The organism is Chitinophaga solisilvae, assembly GCF_009928525.1.
Classification (GTDB): domain Bacteria; phylum Bacteroidota; class Bacteroidia; order Chitinophagales; family Chitinophagaceae; genus Chitinophaga; species Chitinophaga solisilvae.
In genome coordinates this window covers 436,448-453,559 of record NZ_JAABOK010000007.1, presented here as the reverse complement: position 1 = coordinate 453,559, position 17,112 = coordinate 436,448, and the positions used below count along the sequence as shown (strand labels likewise).

The 17,112-nt window shown below is 47.9% G+C and carries 15 protein-coding genes; 7 read left to right on the top strand and 8 right to left on the bottom strand.

What is annotated here, in order from left to right:
• Nucleotides 1-96: 96 nt before the first annotated feature.
• Both GWG06_RS17470 and GWG06_RS17465 read right to left on the bottom strand, forming a co-directional pair.
• Nucleotides 97-1,200 carry a DUF2891 domain-containing protein gene (locus GWG06_RS17470; RefSeq protein ID WP_235938397.1) on the bottom strand — a complete coding sequence of 368 codons (1,104 nt, stop codon included), beginning with the start codon at nucleotides 1,198-1,200 and terminating at the stop codon, nucleotides 97-99.
• 10 nt (nucleotides 1,201-1,210) lie between these two features.
• Nucleotides 1,211-2,503: an NAD(P)/FAD-dependent oxidoreductase gene (locus GWG06_RS17465; RefSeq protein ID WP_235938396.1), complete on the bottom strand. Its 1,293-nt coding sequence runs from the start codon at nucleotides 2,501-2,503 to the stop codon at nucleotides 1,211-1,213.
• Nucleotides 2,504-2,590: 87 nt separating this feature from the next.
• Between GWG06_RS17465 and GWG06_RS17460 the strand changes: the two genes are divergently transcribed.
• The 4 genes from GWG06_RS17460 to GWG06_RS17445 all read left to right on the top strand — a co-directional run bounded on the left by GWG06_RS17460 (nucleotide 2,591) and on the right by GWG06_RS17445 (nucleotide 5,499).
• The gene (locus GWG06_RS17460; RefSeq protein ID WP_127041762.1) at nucleotides 2,591-2,896 is read left to right on the top strand and encodes a YbaB/EbfC family nucleoid-associated protein; all 306 of its coding nucleotides are present in this window, start codon (nucleotides 2,591-2,593) and stop codon (nucleotides 2,894-2,896) included.
• Nucleotides 2,897-3,075: 179 nt separating this feature from the next.
• On the top strand, nucleotides 3,076-4,281 hold the full coding sequence (locus GWG06_RS17455; RefSeq protein WP_160714683.1) for a PepSY-associated TM helix domain-containing protein: 1,206 nt from the start codon (nucleotides 3,076-3,078) through the stop codon (nucleotides 4,279-4,281).
• A gap of 317 nt (nucleotides 4,282-4,598) precedes the next feature.
• On the top strand, nucleotides 4,599-4,964 hold the full coding sequence (locus GWG06_RS17450) for a DUF7674 family protein (protein WP_127041766.1): 366 nt from the start codon (nucleotides 4,599-4,601) through the stop codon (nucleotides 4,962-4,964).
• Nucleotides 4,951-5,499, top strand: a complete 549-nt coding sequence (locus GWG06_RS17445) for an N-acetyltransferase (protein ID WP_160714681.1) — start codon at nucleotides 4,951-4,953, stop codon at nucleotides 5,497-5,499. The genes GWG06_RS17450 and GWG06_RS17445 overlap by 14 nt, the downstream gene beginning before the upstream one ends.
• A 69-nt stretch (nucleotides 5,500-5,568) precedes the next feature.
• Here GWG06_RS17445 and GWG06_RS17440 read toward each other — a convergent pair whose 3' ends face one another.
• The 5 genes from GWG06_RS17440 to GWG06_RS17420 form a co-directional block, all read right to left on the bottom strand.
• Nucleotides 5,569-6,186 (bottom strand): hypothetical protein, encoded by a 618-nt coding sequence (locus GWG06_RS17440; RefSeq protein WP_127041770.1) that lies wholly within the window; start codon nucleotides 6,184-6,186, stop codon nucleotides 5,569-5,571.
• A 142-nt stretch (nucleotides 6,187-6,328) separates the two neighbouring features.
• The gene (locus GWG06_RS17435) at nucleotides 6,329-6,754 is read right to left on the bottom strand and encodes a hypothetical protein (RefSeq protein ID WP_127041772.1); all 426 of its coding nucleotides are present in this window, start codon (nucleotides 6,752-6,754) and stop codon (nucleotides 6,329-6,331) included.
• A gap of 31 nt (nucleotides 6,755-6,785) precedes the next feature.
• Complete coding sequence (locus GWG06_RS17430; RefSeq protein ID WP_127041773.1) at nucleotides 6,786-7,478, bottom strand: hypothetical protein; 693 nt, start codon at nucleotides 7,476-7,478, stop codon at nucleotides 6,786-6,788.
• Between the two features lie 58 nt (nucleotides 7,479-7,536).
• Nucleotides 7,537-8,571: a GTPase ObgE gene (gene obgE / locus GWG06_RS17425; protein WP_202183046.1), complete on the bottom strand. Its 1,035-nt coding sequence runs from the start codon at nucleotides 8,569-8,571 to the stop codon at nucleotides 7,537-7,539.
• A gap of 163 nt (nucleotides 8,572-8,734) precedes the next feature.
• A complete protein-coding gene (locus GWG06_RS17420; protein ID WP_160714679.1) occupies nucleotides 8,735-9,322 on the bottom strand; it encodes an adenylate kinase in 588 nt (195 codons plus the stop codon).
• Between the two features lie 280 nt (nucleotides 9,323-9,602).
• Between GWG06_RS17420 and GWG06_RS17415 the strand changes: the two genes are divergently transcribed.
• Entirely contained in the window at nucleotides 9,603-12,584 is a 2,982-nt protein-coding gene (locus GWG06_RS17415) for a serine hydrolase domain-containing protein (protein ID WP_160714677.1), read from the top strand.
• A gap of 158 nt (nucleotides 12,585-12,742) precedes the next feature.
• Here GWG06_RS17415 and GWG06_RS17410 read toward each other — a convergent pair whose 3' ends face one another.
• Nucleotides 12,743-13,192, bottom strand: coding sequence for a hypothetical protein (locus GWG06_RS17410; RefSeq protein WP_127044623.1), 450 nt, complete (start codon nucleotides 13,190-13,192; stop codon nucleotides 12,743-12,745).
• A gap of 174 nt (nucleotides 13,193-13,366) precedes the next feature.
• Here GWG06_RS17410 and GWG06_RS17405 point away from each other — a divergent pair, with 174 nt between their 5' ends.
• Both GWG06_RS17405 and GWG06_RS17400 read left to right on the top strand, forming a co-directional pair.
• Nucleotides 13,367-14,410: a COX15/CtaA family protein gene (locus tag GWG06_RS17405; RefSeq protein ID WP_127044624.1), complete on the top strand. Its 1,044-nt coding sequence runs from the start codon at nucleotides 13,367-13,369 to the stop codon at nucleotides 14,408-14,410.
• Nucleotides 14,411-14,581: 171 nt separating this feature from the next.
• The gene (locus tag GWG06_RS17400; protein ID WP_127044595.1) at nucleotides 14,582-16,810 is read left to right on the top strand and encodes a patatin-like phospholipase family protein; all 2,229 of its coding nucleotides are present in this window, start codon (nucleotides 14,582-14,584) and stop codon (nucleotides 16,808-16,810) included.
• The last annotated feature ends 302 nt before the right edge of the window (nucleotides 16,811-17,112 follow it).

Here is a 17,112-nt window from a genome sequence, read left to right as displayed (position 1 = left end):
GAAGCGAAGACATAAGCGGATGAAGAATTTAGTATCCGCTTATGTCTTCGCTTCTCATTCGCAATTCGTAATTCGCAATTCGTAATTGATTAACACTTATTGTTGTTCTGCGGTAAGCAGGTAAACGGCAAAGGAGGCGAGCCAGTGTTCGCCGGCGTAGTCGCCGCTGGCTACCTGGTGGAATGAAGTCTGGAGGTGTTGATCAGCCAGGGCCTGAATGGCCTGCTGGTTTTTGCCGCCATGGCGGGCAATAGCTTCCAGGCACCAGGCTCTGCTGAGATTGAGGCCGTCGAGGTGTACCAGTTTGCCGTCAGTACGGTCTTTTACCTGACCGGGGGCCAGAATGGTAATGGGTGTTTTGAAGAGGCCGGGCAGGAAAGCGTATAGCCATGTGCGGTATTGCTGCTGCGGCAGTATACGGCGCATCAGATCCGCCTCTTCCAGGCTGGGAGAGAGGAAGTCGTAGCCACCGGGCTCCCAGGCAACGGGTGCATTGATATCGCCGGAGTAGAAGCGCATGGCAGCATCGCGGATGGCAGTCTGTAATGCCTTGTCATCCGTGGTTTTGGCGTAATCCCATGCCAGGCATAGTCCGAAGGCCAGGTTGGTATGTTCGCCCACACGGATGGGATACATGATTTTTCCCAGGAAATCGATGTAGGCTTTGGCAAAATGTTGTGCCAGTGGCGCTACATTTTTGCTGAGTTCTTTTCCCAGCGGATCGTTCCATGTCTGCAGTTCGCGTTGCAGCTGCAGCAGCCAGCTCCAGCCGTAGATGCGTTCAAAGCTTTTATTTTCTTTCCCTTTAAACAGCTGCAGTTCCGTTTGAATATTGGCAGCGGTAAGATGCTGGGCCAGTTTGGTGCGGATCTGGTCTGCCTTTTCCATATCGGGGAACATCTTGAGCAGCCGTACCAGCATCCAGTGGCCGTGTACGCTGCTGTGCCAGTCAAAGCAGCCATAGAAGGCCGGATGATAATTCTCCGGCGCTGTCAGCAGTGAGCTGTCAGAGAATACGATACCGGTTTTATAAGGGAACGGCTGGTCCATGCATTTCAGGGGCAGCGCTGCCAGCTGGCTGGCAACTTTGGCACTGATCTGTGGTTTACGGGTATCCGGTGTTTTTTCCATGGTAGATGTCTGTGCGTTTAAGGCAGCAGGAAATAACAGGATGGTGGCTAGTCTGCTCAGGTATCTCACAAAAAAGGATTTATCGGTTGAACAACAGTTTTACATAGAATAATGGGTTGCCCAGTTTCTTACGAAGATCTACTTCGTGGAACATGCATGACATCAGCTCTTTCAGTTGTTTATTACGGGAGCCCATTTTCATCAGCAGGTTAAACAGCCAGGGGTACTTGATAAGTTTTTGCAGTTTGGTACTTACTTCCAGTTCGGGGCCCAGGATGCGGTAAACGTTTTCATCGTAGGCGTCGAAGAACTTATCGGAGAAGTTGTTGGCGGAGATGGCAGCTGCGGCTTGCTGGGCGGCTATTCTGCCGGAGTAGAGCGCGTTGCCGATGCCTTCGCCGGTGAAAGGATCGATGAGATAACCGGCATCGCCGATGAGCATATATCTTTCTCCGTGCAGTTTCCTTTTTTTACTGCCCAATGGCAGACCGTATCCATCAATTGTTCCCACAAGTTCCGCATTTTTAAAACGGTCCTGCATGGTGGCATCGGTGGCAAGTGTGTCCAGCATGAGCTTTTTCAGGTTTATCTTTTTGTTGCGCGCGGTATTGCTGAGCATACCTACGCCCACGTTGGCTTCACCGTTGGGCAGCGGGAATATCCAGAGGTATCCCGGCAACATATTTTTCAGGAAGTGCAGTTCAATGAAGTTGTCGGTATGCAGTCCGGAGATGCCTTTATAATAGGCGCGGATGCCGGCAACATAATGCTCCGGTTCCATTTTGATACCCGCTACATCTTTGGTAAAGGCGGAGTGGGCGCCGTTGGCCACGAGTATCACATCTGCCTTCACCTGAAAAGTCCCTTCTTTGTCGGACAGGTAGTAGCCATCCGCTTCGAGGCGGTAATTGTCGATACTAACGCCTTCGAATAAACGGATTTCAGGGCGGCGTTTAAGCTCTTCTACCAGGAAGTTGTCGAAATCAATACGTTTGCAGACAAACCCTCTGGGATCATTCTTATGTTTCTGGTAATCAGGTTTATAGGGGATGTCCATCCCGATACGGTTGGGCGCCACAAAGGTGACTCCCCAGCTGTCCATTTTAAAGGCGGCCTGCTGCAGGCGTTCACCGATGCCTTTATCAATGCGCTCAAGTATGGTGAGCACTTTGCCGCTGAGGCCATCTCCACAAACTTTATCTCTCGGAAAAACGGCTTTGTCAACAACGATACATTCAATGCCCAGTTGTGCCAGCTGTAATGCGGCGCAGGCGCCACCGGGACCGGCGCCTATGATACAAACTTTTGTTTCCATTTTTTTGCTGATAGTAATTACCTGCCAGTAAGATACGTAATTGTTATTGTCAGACATTCGTATGTGATAAATATCGCATATCAAAAGCCTTGTGACAGCCCGCAGTAAAGGCGTATCTTTACAGTTCTAAAAAACACACAAGTTATGTTTGGTTTGGACATATTAGGTAAGCTGACACAGATCCAGCAAAAAATGAAAGAAGGAAAAGAGCGGCTGGCAAACGTTACCCTGGAAGGTACAGCGGGCGACGGTGCAGTGAAAGTAGTGGTAGACGGCAACCGTCAGGTAAAAAGCATTGATATTGCGGAACAGCTGTTTGCTCCTGAGCGTAAGGAAGAAATGGAAGACCTGCTGCTGACGGCGCTGAACCGTGCACTGAAAGAAGCGGAAGCTGCTTTTGAAGGCGAAATGAAGAATGCGGCAGGCGGTATGCTTGGCGGATTATTATAATATTGTATATCAAATAGTTAGGGCGCAGGTATCAGTAATGATACCTGCGCCCTTTTTGTATACGGGAAAAAAATAAGGCTTCTCCTGCCGGAATTTTTCCCGATTGCGTAAATGATTTTCCGTGTAGGCGGTTATATTCCCCCGCGCGCGATGCACCTTTGCAGCTGGATCAATCTAATATGAAAGTTTTTTTTAGGCGTATTCACCTGTACCTGGGCCTGGCTGCCGGGCTGGTGATTACAATCAGCTGCATTACCGGTGCACTGCTTGTATTTGAAAAAGAATTAACAGAAGCGTTTAACCATGACCGTTATTATGTTCAGCCTGCCGGCAACCGGCTCCCGCTGGATGAAATAGCGGCAGGCGTTAAGAAACAGGTGCCTGGCGCAGGAATATCCCGTATACAGGTTTTTGCAGATCCTGCCCGTACGCTGGCGGTAGTACTGGATGAAAAGAAAGGCGGTAAAGAAAACAAGGCTGCCGGAGAAGGAAAAAAACAACCGGCGAAACCTGGCGGAGAAAAAGGAAAGAAGGAGAAGGGCGGCCGCACCGCGTACGTGAACCCCTACACCGGAAAAATTATTGAACTCTACAGCTATCAGAAAACATTTTATTACAGGATCTTCTCGTTGCACCGCTGGCTGCTGGCCGGCGACACCGGTAAAATGATCACGGGTATCAGCACGCTGATCTTCTTTTTTATACTGCTGACAGGCATCATACTCTGGTGGCCTAAAACACGTAATATCCTCCGCCAACGCCTCAAAGTGAAATGGGACAGCGGCTGGAAACGGATTAACCACGATATGCACATTGTACTGGGCTTTTACACCTCCCTGTTCCTGTTTGTATCTGTGTTCACCGGCCTTACCTGGTCCTTCGAATGGTTTAACAAAGGCATGTATGCTGCCCTGGGCACTTCCCCCAAAGCAATGGAAGCGCCGGCATCTGTAGCAGATACTGCCGCCACCCACTCGACCATCAGCTACGAAGCTGCACTGGCACAGGTGAAGCAACAGGCTCCGGATGCTGTATACTACTCCCTGAGCGCGCCCAAAGACAAAGACACTGCCGCTGCATTTACAGTCAGCCTGCTACCTGCCGGCGCCCTGCATGAAGGCGCTACCACTACCTATTACCTGGATCAGTTCAGCGGAAAAGTACTGCAGTCCCAGACCTTCGCAGAGCGCAACCTCGGACAAAAAATCCGTGGCACCATCAAACCGCTGCATACCGGCTCCATCTTTGGCATGCCTTCAAAAATATTTGCCCTCATCCTCGCCCTCCTGGGCGCTACCTTTCCCACCACCGGCACCATTCTATGGATTAACAGAACCATGAAGAAGAAAAAGCCAAGGAAAGTGGTGCTGAGAGCGGCGGCTTAAAGCGGGAATTGCGAATTACGAATTGCGAATTACGAATGTAAAAGCGAAGAGCTAAGCGTAGATTAAAGCGGATAATTTATAGTTATCACCTTTAATCTACGCTTAGCTCTTCGCTTTTACATTCGTAATTCGCAATTCGTAATTCGTAATTAAAATTTCACTTTCTGCAAGCCGCCATGCAAAAACTGAAGGGTTTTCCGATGGCTAAGATTAACTATTTGGACATTTCCTATTGTCTGTAGCGGGTTACGTGGTTTTGTGCCGGTAAGTGGAACAGGTTTTGGCATATATGGTTTATTAACAACGAATGCTAAGCCATGATAAACCAATATGAAGTGCCGGCCTATATTGAAGATAATATACCGGCACTTAAAAAAGCCCTGCATCAGTTCCCGGCGATTTTTCATATATACGACACCGTTAGTTGTCTGAGTGAATACACCGGGAAGCAGTTGCGGGAACAGAATTTCAGCGTTGCAGGCAAATGCCTGCAGCTGGCAGGAAAGCTATATGAGCGGGGGAATGAAGTAGTCAGGAGTGCTATCACCAGGGTGTTTCTGCCGGTAATATCCAGTGTGCCGACCGGCGACGCGGTAAGCCGCATCCGCATTTATTCGCTGATACCCGATTCCATATATAGTCTTTATATCCAACAACAAATCAGTAACAATGGAAACAGATGAGGAGATAGTGGTCAGGGTGGCCACTTCTGCCGATGTTGACTTTGCCCTTCCCATTGTGGCAGAGATGGAAGCATCTGCCAAAGTGAGAGGAACAGGTATTGCCAGACGTAATCCGCTGACGATCAAAGAAAAAATACTGGAAGGAAAAGCGGTGATTGCTTTCACCAAAAGTGGTATCTGGGCGGGCTTTTCTTACATCCAGGGATGGCAGAACAGCCGCTTTGTATCCAACAGCGGGCTGATAGTAGCACCGGCTTTCAGAGGGCTGAAAGTGGCGGCAGCTATCAAACAGAAGATTTTTGAATTAAGCCGTTTATTATATCCATCTGCAAAAATATTCAGTATCACTACCGGTTTTCCGGTGATGAAATTAAATACCCGGCTTGGATTTGAGCCGGTAACCTATACCGAAATTACGACGGACCCTGCTTTCTGGGATGGTTGTAAAAGCTGCATTAACTATCCTGTCCTGGCGGGCAAAAACTTTCGCAACTGCTTGTGTACAGCCATGTTGTTCTGCCCGCCGGAGTTGTAAAACCCAATACTGTTAAGTACAGCCGATAATCAGCAAACCGGAGATGCGTCTGCATTACCGGTTTTTGTTTTATACCAGCGCCATCACCGGTGAGAGGTGTATGGACAAAATTTTTTCTTTCATCGCTGCATACTTTTCTTCCCCGGTAATAACATAATTGTAATGCGCCATGGTGAACAGCAGGTATTTATTATGTTCACTGATATCTTCCTGTGCTATCATGGCTTCCCAATCGGCGCCAATACCCAGGGTGGTATTGCATACATTTTCCAGTTCTTCATACAGGGCGAACCGTATTTTCGGTGGCAGCAACTCAGGTAGCATATTGTATTCAAATGCGCGGGAAATATAACTGCGGGTAGCTTCTTCTTTTTTGCCGGTTACCGGAAACGTCATCCAGGAATAGAGGCCGTTCAGTAATGCCGCCAGTGCGAGCAACAGTTGCGGAAGTGAAAGTTCACGGGCAAACATAACGCCGGCAATACCCATGGCCAGCAAGGTAGTGCGTGAATAGCCCTTCCATATGCTTTTACCATTGATAGGAATGGCAATGGCTTTGTTGCCGGCAAGTTTGTAGTAGGTGGACAGGGGAAACAGCGGCAGCCCCAGCATAAAAAATTTAGATCGGATTCCCTGGTCTTCGTAATAGTGTATACTACCAGTGAATATGGTACCAATCATGATCATAGGAATGGGATAGTTTTTGACAAGATAACTACATTATCCATTCAGCTAATACTACATTCATGGGATTAATACCGGTTAACCATAAGTTCACGTGGCGGATAACGTATAGGCGGTACAGTTAGATGTGACTTTTATTACAGCATTACTTTTCGCCTGGCATGGCGGTGGTTCTGATAAGATTAAACCAGGTAGGGCTTTTATCTTTACCGTTGACAGGCGTCCAGGAGCCGGTAGCCTGCGTAAAATTTTTATCGAAGGTGAGGAGAAATTTTCCATCGAAAGGATTATCGCCGGGTTCACTCAGTGAAACAAGAAATGAGTCGCCTTTGGGTGTGACATAGCCGCTGAATTCGCGGCGCAGACCTTTGTGAATATTATAGCCGGTAACTTTATTTCCATCCGGGTGGTGAAGATGAATAAAGATAGGTGTGCTGCCGAATTTTCCCGTGTAGGTGCCGGGCAGGCTGTCTGGGGAAGCAGGCGAGAGCGTTGTGAGTTGTCCGGCCGCAGTGTGGGCGGCTGTGAAATACAGGCAGCAGGCGAAGAGGCAGAGAAGAGAATATTTCATCAGAGAGGATTTATGTAAATATACGTATCAGTTATAGTGTTACATCGATGATCAGCACTTTGTTGATCCTGAGCGGGGAATTGCGGATGGTGCCGTTTACCCGGAGGAAGTAGCTGCTGATAGCTGCTTTGGGTAAGGTGTCCAGGAGAGAAACTGCTCTGACAAGTTCTTTATTACCAGTTTTATTTGCATGCAGCTGCAGATCTGCCAGGGTGGTTTCCGGAAAACGGGAGCGTTCTGACGCGGAGTATTTACGGCAGATGTAGAAGTTATTGGCTTCGGCGGTAAGGTGTTCCCAGGCGCCCCGGTGATGCTTCCATTTGCGCAGCAGCTGGTGGCCGGCCACCATACTGGTTTCATAGCTTTGAGCCACTTTTATCTTTTCTGATTCACCGGTGGTGATGGCAATCATCTGGCCTTCGATGGTGCGTTTAGGCGCCAGTGTAAAGAAGATGGTATCCGGGTGGAGTTCAAAATCATTCCGCTGGGTATTGGGCGTAATCCAGTCCAGGGAAAAGTAGCAGTCACCGAAACGCACGTAGGTGGTGCTGTCGCGGCTCACAACAGAGACTTCATTGGATGCTACCTTTACAGCTGATTGCGCGGGTGGCGCTATCAGCTGCATGGTATCAATTTGTACGGGCCTTTCTTTTTCAGGAGGAACTGTTTGCTGGCAGGACAACAATACAATTGCAGGCGCGACAAGTTTAAAAAGTGTTTTCATGGTATGTGGGATCCTATAAAACGAACGTTGGCGTTGTTATCCCTTCATACTGCACGGGTTATTCTGCTTCTACGGTATCCGCCGTATTTACCTGGTTATTTTTATCTGTAAGGGCAGACCAAAGTATATCTTTCAGCTCACTGAGCCCTTGTTGTGTTACAGACGAGATAAACACATGCGGTACATTTTCAGGTAATTCCGCAGATATGGCAGCTTTCAGCTCATCGTCCAGCATATCGCTTTTACTGATGGCCAGCAGAAATTGTTTATCCAGCAGCTCGGGATTATATTGTTCCAGCTCATTCACGAGCACATCGAACTCTTTTCGGTGATCGGGACTGTCAGCCGGAATAAGGAATAATAATACGGCGTTTCTTTCAATATGTCTCAAAAAACGATGTCCTAATCCTTTTCCTTCGTGCGCACCTTCAATGATACCGGGTAAATCAGCCATACAGAATGATTTATTATCGCGGTATTCCACCATGCCCAGCTGAGGGGTGAGGGTGGTGAAGGCATAGTCAGCCACTTTGGGTTTAGCGGCGGTGATGGTGGAGAGGAGGGTGGATTTACCGGCGTTGGGGAAGCCAACGAGGCCCACATCAGCCAGTACTTTGAGTTCCACAACTTTCCAGCCTTCGCGGCCGGGCATGCCGGGTTGGGCATATTCCGGTGTCTGGTTGGTGGCGGATTTAAAGTAGGCATTACCTCTTCCTCCTTGTCCGCCGGGCAGCCAGATTACTTCCTGGCCATCATGGAGGATTTCGGCTTCTACTTCACCTGTTTCTTCATCTTTCGCCTGCGTACCCAGCGGCACTTCGATGATAATATCTTTCCCGAATCTTCCGGTACAGTTGTCGCCACTGCCGTTTTCCCCGTCTTCAGCCAGCAGGTTTTTATGCCAGCGGAGATGGAGGAGGGTCCACAGCTGTGAATTACCTCTTAAAATAACGTGCCCGCCTCTGCCCCCGTCTCCTCCGTCCGGACCGGCCTGTGCATTAAATTTGGTACGCATGAAATGCATGCTGCCAGCACCGCCTTTACCGGATTTACAAAATACACGGATATAATCTACGAAGTTTGCTTTTTCCACAATTCTCGAATTTTTGAAGGGTTGCTGTACAGCCAGCAACATAAAAATAAAACGCAAAGATCGTCAAGTTTAGGGTAATTAGTACATCACCTGTACCAAGTACCATTAACCTACAATCTCTGCGTTGTATAAAAATTTAATGAAAGCCTTTGTGAGTGCTGGTTTACACTTTTTCAGCCACCAGCTCATTCAACTCCCGGCTGAGTAACTCAAATACCTCCTCTTCGGTACCGTCGCCCTTTACCTTTTTGAACTTGCCGAATTTAGCGTAGTGATCCGCCACAGGAGCGGTTTTATTATGATATTCCACGATACGGGCTTTCACAACGCCTTCTGAGGCGTCGTCACTGCGGCCGGAGGTTAATCCGCGGTTGAGCAGGCGTTTTATCAGCTCATCCTCAGGAACTTCCAGGGATAATACCACAGAAATGGCCGTTTTTTTCAGGGCCAGTAATTTATCGAGAGCTTCTGCCTGAGCAGTAGTGCGCGGAAAACCATCAAAAATGAAACCTCTTGCATCAGGGTTTGCATCCAGCTTGGAGCTGATCATGCCGATAACCACTTCGTCCGGAACCAGTAAACCCTGATCCATGAACTTCTTGGCTTCAAGGCCTAAAGGGGTTTTTTCGCCTATCTCACTACGAAGCAAATCGCCGGTGGAGAGGTGAATCAGCCCGTACTTATCAATAATCTTAGCACTTTGGGTACCCTTGCCGCTTCCGGGAGGGCCAAATAAAATGAGATTGACCATGTTTTATTTAAATCTACTTTACTCGCAAGGTTGCAAATATAACAAACAGTTGAATGTATTGGTAATTAAAATTGCGATTGGTTAAAAAATATAAAAGTTTTCGACAAAATAGTAAAGATATTTTAAGTTTTATAGAGAATCTATGAATTATCTTCAAATATCATATTCTAATTTAACGAATATCCCGATACCTAACAAAATCATATTATTAATATTAATAATTAATTGATAGTCAGCCTTAGGCACATAAATTCTTGCCGATTATTTGTAAGTTTATGATATGAGGAAACAATTACTGGTTGCAGGACTTACAGGCTTGTTAATGACCGGAAGCGCCATTCCCTTGCCTCCCGGAATTATCAACAAGAAAAAGCAAAAAAAGATCAGCGGACAGATAAATCCGCAACAGGACAAAGCTGCGCAATGGGCCGACAGCGTTTTCCAGTCGCTCACCCCGGCCGAACGTATTGCCCAGCTTATTGTTATCCGGGCTCATTCCAATCTGGGACAAGATCATATTAACGCCGTGGTAAAGGATATACAGGAGAATAAAGTCGGAGGCGTCATCTTCTTCCAGGGCGGACCTGTCAGACAAGCTAACCTCACCAATTACTACCAGTCCATCTCCAAAGTGCCGCTGCTCGTTTCGATAGACGGAGAGTGGGGCCTGGGCATGCGCCTGGACAGCGTCATCAGCCTGCCCCGTAACATGATGATCGGCGCCACCAGGGATACAGCCCTGGCGTATGATGCCGGCCGCATCATCGGGGAACAGTGCCGCCGCCTCGGTATCCATATCGACTTTGCCCCGGATATGGATGTTAATAACAACCCCAACAACCCGGTTATCAACGACCGCTCCTTCGGGGAAAACAAATACCAGGTGGCCCGCCTCGGCGTAGCCACCATCAGAGGTATGCAGAGCGTGGGCGTGATGGCCTGTGCCAAGCATTTCCCCGGTCATGGTGATACCAATGTGGATTCTCACTTTGATCTCCCTTCTATCAACAAAACCCGCAATGCACTGGATTCCCTGGAGTTATATCCGTTCCGGGAAGCTATCGCCGCTGGCGTAGGCTCCGTTATGGTAGGGCATCTGTACATTCCCGCCATCGATAAAAAAGCCAATACCCCCACCTCCATCTCCTACAATGCAGTAACAAAACTGCTGAAAGATGAAATGGGATTTGACGGCCTGGTGGTAACGGACGCACTTGAAATGAAGGGCATTGCCAAATTTTACTCAAAAGGACAGGAGTCCGCCCAGTCTCTGCTGGCGGGCAACGATCTCATGATATTACCGTCCACGGCCGCCGGCAGTGTGACCGCTATTCAGAAAGCTATCAGGAAAGGACAGATCAGCCAGGAAGAAGTAGACGCCCGTGTGAAAAAAGTGCTGCGCGCCAAATACAACCTGGGCCTCTGGAAGCCGCAACAGATAGACCTGAACCATCTTGCAGAAGACCTGAATGTACAAACGGACTCCCTGCGCCGCCGGATTGCACAAAGTGCGATTACCCTGGTGAAGAATGAGAAAGACCTCATTCCGTTCTCACCTGCCATGACCCAGCAGAAACTGGCGGTCATCGCAGTAGGCGCTGATGTGAACAACGAATTTATTCAGTCCGTCAAAGCATACAAGCCCGGAACGGATGCCTTTATTTTCACTGCACGCCAGTCGGTAGACCAGATAGCACCCATTGTATCGCGCATCCAGCGCGACTATAAAGCCGTTATCATCAGTGTGCATAACTTCAGCCGCCGCCCGGCCAATAATTTTGGCCTGTCGCTGGCCCAGCGGCTGATAGTACGCCAGCTGCAAACGGAAATGCCATCTGCCACCGTTGTATTCGGTAATCCCTATGCGTTGCAGCACTGGTGCGATGCGCCGGTAATGGTGGCCGCTTATGAAGATGACAGCACCACCCAGCGGGTGGCGGCAGACCTTCTCTTCGGCAAACTCGGCCCTAAAGGAAAACTGCCGGTGAGCGTTTGTCCGGCTTACCCTGCCGGTACCGGCATCACTTACGAGGTGAATCAATATACCGTGCTGCCGGAAGCCGCGCCCGCACTGGTAGGCATGAATGAACAGACATTATTGAGAATTGACGGACTGGCGGCGGATATGATTACCCGTGGCGCCGCTCCCGGCTGTCAGGTACTGGCCATGAAAGACGGCAAAGTGGTGTATAACCGCTGCTTCGGCCATTATGAATACAACCGGCAGGAGCCGGTATCACCGCGCTCCATCTATGACCTGGCCTCCGTAACGAAAGTCTGCGCAACTACTATCTCCATCATGCGCCTGTATGACGAAGGGAAAGTGAGCCTTGACGCCACCCTGGGCGATTATCTTCCCTTTGTGCAGGGAACAGACAAAGCCAGGCTGAAAATACGTGATGTGCTGCTGCACCAGGCCGGACTGGTCCCTTTCATTCCCTTCTACAAGGAAACTTTGTATCCCGGCGGAGAGCCCGATACGCTGCTGTACCATGATATGCAGGACAGCGCCTGGTCTGTAAGGGTTGCCGACGATATGTATATGGACCGCCGCTTTGAAGATACCATCTGGAAAAGAATACTGGACAGCAAGGTAACTCCGCATCAGGGCTATGTGTACAGCGACCTGGATTTCCTGTTCCTGGGCAGGGTAGTGGAGCAGGTAACAGGAAAGAAGCTGAATGACTACGTACGTGAAACATTTTATAAACCGCTGGGGCTGGCTACCACGGGGTTTCTGCCAAGAGAACGCTTTCCGGTGGCTTTGCTGGTGCCAACGGAGCATGAACATTTTTTCAGGATGCAGTTGCTGCGCGGAGATGTGCACGATCCGGGCGCAGCCATGCTGGGGGGCGTAGCCGGCCATGCCGGTTTATATTCCAATGCCCATGACCTGGGCATTCTGATGCAGATGCTGCTGAATAATGGCTATTTTAATGGTAACCAATACTTTAAGCCCGAAACCGTTAAATTATTCACCGCCTATAACAGTAATATCAGCCGTCGCGGACTGGGATTTGATAAACCGGAAAAAGACAATAGCTCCCGCCGGGAAAGCTATCCTGCCAAATATCCATCCGGCGCCACTTTCGGACATACCGGCTTCACCGGCACCTGTGTATGGGCAGACCCCGCCAGTAATATTGTCTTCATTTTCCTGAGCAACCGCGTCTACCCTAACGGAGGCGCCAATACGAAAATATCAGCCCTCAATACCCGCGGGAAAATGTTCGACGTTCTGTACGAATCCCTGAACATATAAGGGGCCCTGCGGGCAATTACGAATTGCGAATTACGAATTACGAATGAGGTGCGAAGATTGTAGCGAAGATAAAAGCGAAGAAGCCGCCAGGATATTTCCTGACGGCTTCTTCGCTTTTATCTTCGCTTAATTCGTAATTCGCAATTCGTAATTCGTAATTACTTCTCAACAGATACCATTCTGTTTACCTGCGTCTGGGTCTTGATACCGATAGCTTTTTCGCCCAGTTTGTTTTTACCGCTTCTTACTTCGAAGATGTACTCGCCATCTTCCAGGGATTGGAGGTTATAGCGGGCTTCGAATTTCACAGTTGCCGGTAATACTTCGCGGTGGAGTGTATTATTGAAACTGTCTTTTATATAAAGCGTGAGCTTTTCGTTATCAGGATTTTCAACAGAAAGCTGAAAATGCAGGGAGTCTTTGTCCAGTTGAGCGATAGAGATGCTGAAAGCTCTTTTCTCAATGGGCAGTGGTTCTTCATGCACAAATTTCTTGCTGTTGAACGCAAAAGGGTTTGCCTGCGCTGACATCTGAACAAACGGGATGAGAATAGTAGCGAATAAAATCATTGCAACTTTGGGTGCTAAAACAAAACGTAAGTGTTTCATGACATTATTTTTTTAACTGTATTGTCGTTTTTAATGAGGGCGGTATTAGCTAATACAATGGTGCCGTTTAATTTTCGATGCAAAGCTCCGATTCCAGCGTTAACAGAATATTACGCGATTGTTAAAAGAATGTGAGTATTTGGAGAACCCTAATTCACTATTTTTGCACCGTTTATGGAAGCAGTCAATATAAAGAATAACAGACCGGTAGCCATCTGGCTATATATAGGCGTGGGAATGCTGATAATACAGGTATTATTGGGCGGGCTGACCCGTTTAACAGGGTCCGGGTTATCGATAACGGAATGGCAGCCTCTTCTGGGCGCATTTCCTCCTATGAACGAAGCTGCCTGGCAGAAAGCATTTGACGGATACAAGCAGATTGCCCAGTATAAATATGTTAACAGTCACTTTACCTTATCGGACTTCAAGTTTATTTATTTCTGGGAGTGGCTGCACCGCGACTGGGCACGGCTGATCGGTATTGTGTTTATTGTGCCGTTTATATATTTCATTGTAAAAAAGAAGATTAACAGGAGTATGATCAATCCGTTGATTATACTTTTCGTACTGGGCGCATTGCAGGGCGCTATCGGCTGGATTATGGTGAAGAGCGGCCTGAATGACGAAAACCTGTATGTAAGCCATATCCGGCTGGCCGTTCACTTTATGTCCGCACTGGTGCTGCTGTGCTACCTTTTCTGGTTCGCCCTGAAAATCAGCATTCCGCAAACGGAAATATTATCTGCTAAATTCCTGAAGAAACTCAACCTCTGGCTGCTGGCCCTGGTAGCTGTACAGCTGGTATACGGCGCATTCATGGCCGGGTTACACGCGGCGCTGGTAGCCAATACCTGGCCGGATATCAACGGTACCTGGGTGCCCGCCGGTATGTTCACACAGGGCGGATTCTTTACAGACATTGCTCATAATACTATCACGATTCAGTTCATCCATCGCGGCCTGGCTTATCTGATTACCATCCTGATTGCCATCTGGTGGTGGAAGTCAGCCCAAACTCCCGCCAGCAGTCTGTTACACGGTATCCGTTATCTGCCGTTGCTACTGGTATTGCTGCAGGTATTACTGGGCGTACTCACACTGTTAAACAGCCAGGTAAAAATACCTATCACATATGGCATCCTGCATCAATGCGTAGGCATGCTGCTGCTGCTATCACTCGTATGGACCCTTTACCTTACGAAGGGTTCGGAGTAACCGACATTTCATTATTTAATTATTTGAGATGTAGTTATTTAAAATGCAGCGAAGACTTTTGTGAGTATGTCCGCGAAAGTCTTCGCTGCATTTTAAATAACTACATCTCAAATAATTAAATAATGAAATGATTGGCGATTTTTACGTAGGTTTATTGGTAATAATCGCCAGATGAAGCTGAAGTTACTGCTAATAAAAACGTACTATTCTTTTCCTATTCAGTTGCTGTTGCTGCATTTCAGAAAGTACCAGGTGTTACTCATCTTCTGGATTATTCTTTTCAGCACTATTAACGGGGGCTTTGCTAAGGTATTTGGCGGGGATGCTTTGTTTCTGGCGCCGGAATATCTGGGGAAGGTGAATTTTTACAGTACTACTATTCTGGGATTGGCTACCGGTATGTTTATAATGAGCTGGCAGATCACAACTTTTATCCTGCATACCGGCAGATTTAAATTTCTGGCTACTACCTCACAACCTTTCTTTCGCTACTGCCTGAATAATTCCATCATTCCGCTGGCTTTCGCTATCTGTCTGCTGTATCGTATGTGGTCGTATCAACGGCATGAGCAGCTGAGCAGCGTACCTGAAATATTATTGCTAGGGGAAGGGTATATCTGCGGATTGTTGTTTATCATCTTCTTCTGTTTTTTTTATTTTTTTAATGCAGATAAGAATATAGGCCGAAGACTGGAAAGGCGTTTCGGCAATCCCCGTAATTTTCTGAGAACCATATTGAAACCTACACAGGAGCCGGATGAAAATGCGCTGCCTGTACATAATTACTTCTCCACTCCCTGGCGGATCAGAAGGGCAAGAAATGTAGATCATTACAACAAGCATTATCTGGACAGCATCCTGAAGCAACACCACTTCGCAGCGATGATAACAGTGGGGTGTGCATTGATATTTCTGGTAATACTGGCTTACATGATGGATTATGATGTGTTCAGAATTCCGGCCGGCGCCAGCGTGCTGATATTTTTTGCATTCCTCATCGGGGTAGCCGGGGCATATTCCTATATGTTACAGACATGGTCCATACCGGTGCTGCTGGTAATTTTGTTCGGCCTTAACTGGATGGTGGAGCACAACTGGGTAGATAACCGTAACAAGGCTTACGGGCTGAATTACCGGCAGAAGAAAGAGCGGCCGGAATACAGTGTGGGTGCGTTACAGACATTTTTCACGCGGGAGAAGTCAGAAGCAGATAAAGCGCAGACCTTAGAAATATTGAAAACGTGGAGATCGCAGTTTCCGGCAGATAAAAAGCCCAGGCTGATTGTGATGAATTTCAGCGGGGGAGGGAGCCGGTCTGCAACATGGTCACTCAACGTATTGCAGCGGCTGGACAGCCTGCTGCATGGACAATTGCTGAAGCATACCGTGCTGATGACCGGTGCATCCGGAGGCATGATGGGAGCGAGCTATTTCAGGGAATTGTACTACAGGCAGCAATCGGGGCAACCAATCCGGCTGTGGGACAGTATTTATGCAGAAAGAATTTCCCGCGACCTGCTGAACTCGGTGTTCAGCGCAATGGCTGTAAATGATTTCATTACGCCATGGCGGAGTTTCAGGGAAGGAAACAACCACTATGCCAAGGACAGAGGATATGCCTTTGAGATGCAGCTGAATCAGAATACTGACAGTGTGCTGAACAAGCAACTGAAAGACTATAGGGAGCCGGAGCGGCAGGCCCGTATTCCGATGCTGATATGGAATGCCACCATTAATGCAGATGGCCGCAGGCTGATGATATCTCCGCAACCGATCAGTTATTTATGTAGTCCGCAATACCTGTATCCCACACGCCAGGTGCGGGATATAGATGGTGTGGATTTCGGGCAGTACTTCGCTGCGCAGGATGCTATGGACCTGCGTGTTACCAGCGCCATCCGGATGTGTGCAACTTTTCCGTATGTGCTGCCTAACGCGTTCCTGCCCAGCAGCCCTATTGTAGATGTAATGGATGCCGGTATCAGAGATAACTTTGGACAGCAGACCTCATTGCGCTATCTCTATACATTCAGTAAGTGGATCAATGAAAATACCAGCGGAGTTGTATACCTGCAGATACGCGATACCCGGAAAAATGATATTTCCCCGATCAAGAAAACCAAAGACCTGGGTGACCTGCTTTTTGAGCCGTTGTTTACCATGCAGCAGCATTGGAGCGCCATGCAGGACTTTGACCAGGATGATTTGCTGAACTATATGGAAGGATACTTCCCGGATAAGTTCCACCGTATTATATTCCAGTACGTACCGCAGCAACAGGATAAGGGAGCTGCATTGTCCTGGCATCTTACTTCCCGCGAAAAACTGGATATAGCGCATGCGTTGGATAATCCTGCTAATCAGAGTGCGCTGGAGTATGTATTGAAATTGATGAAATAGAAAAGATAATTACGAATTACAAATTGCGAATTACGAATGAAAAGCGGAGAGCGAAGCGGATACTGAATAGTATTATCCGCTTCGCTCTCCGCTTTTCATTCGTAATTCGCAATTTGTAATTCGTAATTAATAACCAATTGATTATTAGTTATTTGCGCCCCCATAAATATAAGTGACTAAATGGTTACATTTATTTAAAAGACGACTTCCTTCATTCTCGCTATGTTTTCGTACCTTTGCGCCTCATTTTTGTAGCTATTAGCGTAAATTTTGTTAATGGCTGATAGCTAAAGACATACGCA

Excerpts from the sequence above, each read along its gene's own strand:
- GWG06_RS17450 (WP_127041766.1), top strand. The coding sequence starts at position 4,599 with ATGATAAACCAATATGAAGTGCCGGCCTATATTGAAGATAATATACCG.
- GWG06_RS17445 (WP_160714681.1), top strand. The coding sequence starts at position 4,951 with ATGGAAACAGATGAGGAGATAGTGGTCAGGGTGGCCACTTCTGCCGAT.
- GWG06_RS17415 (WP_160714677.1), top strand. The coding sequence starts at position 9,603 with ATGAGGAAACAATTACTGGTTGCAGGACTTACAGGCTTGTTAATGACC.
- GWG06_RS17440 (WP_127041770.1), bottom strand. The coding sequence starts at position 6,186 with ATGATCATGATTGGTACCATATTCACTGGTAGTATACACTATTACGAA.
- GWG06_RS17455 (WP_160714683.1), top strand. The coding sequence starts at position 3,076 with ATGAAAGTTTTTTTTAGGCGTATTCACCTGTACCTGGGCCTGGCTGCC.
- GWG06_RS17435 (WP_127041772.1), bottom strand. The coding sequence starts at position 6,754 with ATGAAATATTCTCTTCTCTGCCTCTTCGCCTGCTGCCTGTATTTCACA.
- GWG06_RS17465 (WP_235938396.1), bottom strand. The coding sequence starts at position 2,503 with ATGTCTGACAATAACAATTACGTATCTTACTGGCAGGTAATTACTATC.
- GWG06_RS17400 (WP_127044595.1), top strand. The coding sequence starts at position 14,582 with ATGAAGCTGAAGTTACTGCTAATAAAAACGTACTATTCTTTTCCTATT.
- GWG06_RS17460 (WP_127041762.1), top strand. The coding sequence starts at position 2,591 with ATGTTTGGTTTGGACATATTAGGTAAGCTGACACAGATCCAGCAAAAA.
- GWG06_RS17405 (WP_127044624.1), top strand. The coding sequence starts at position 13,367 with ATGGAAGCAGTCAATATAAAGAATAACAGACCGGTAGCCATCTGGCTA.
- GWG06_RS17430 (WP_127041773.1), bottom strand. The coding sequence starts at position 7,478 with ATGAAAACACTTTTTAAACTTGTCGCGCCTGCAATTGTATTGTTGTCC.
- GWG06_RS17420 (WP_160714679.1), bottom strand. The coding sequence starts at position 9,322 with ATGGTCAATCTCATTTTATTTGGCCCTCCCGGAAGCGGCAAGGGTACC.
- GWG06_RS17410 (WP_127044623.1), bottom strand. The coding sequence starts at position 13,192 with ATGAAACACTTACGTTTTGTTTTAGCACCCAAAGTTGCAATGATTTTA.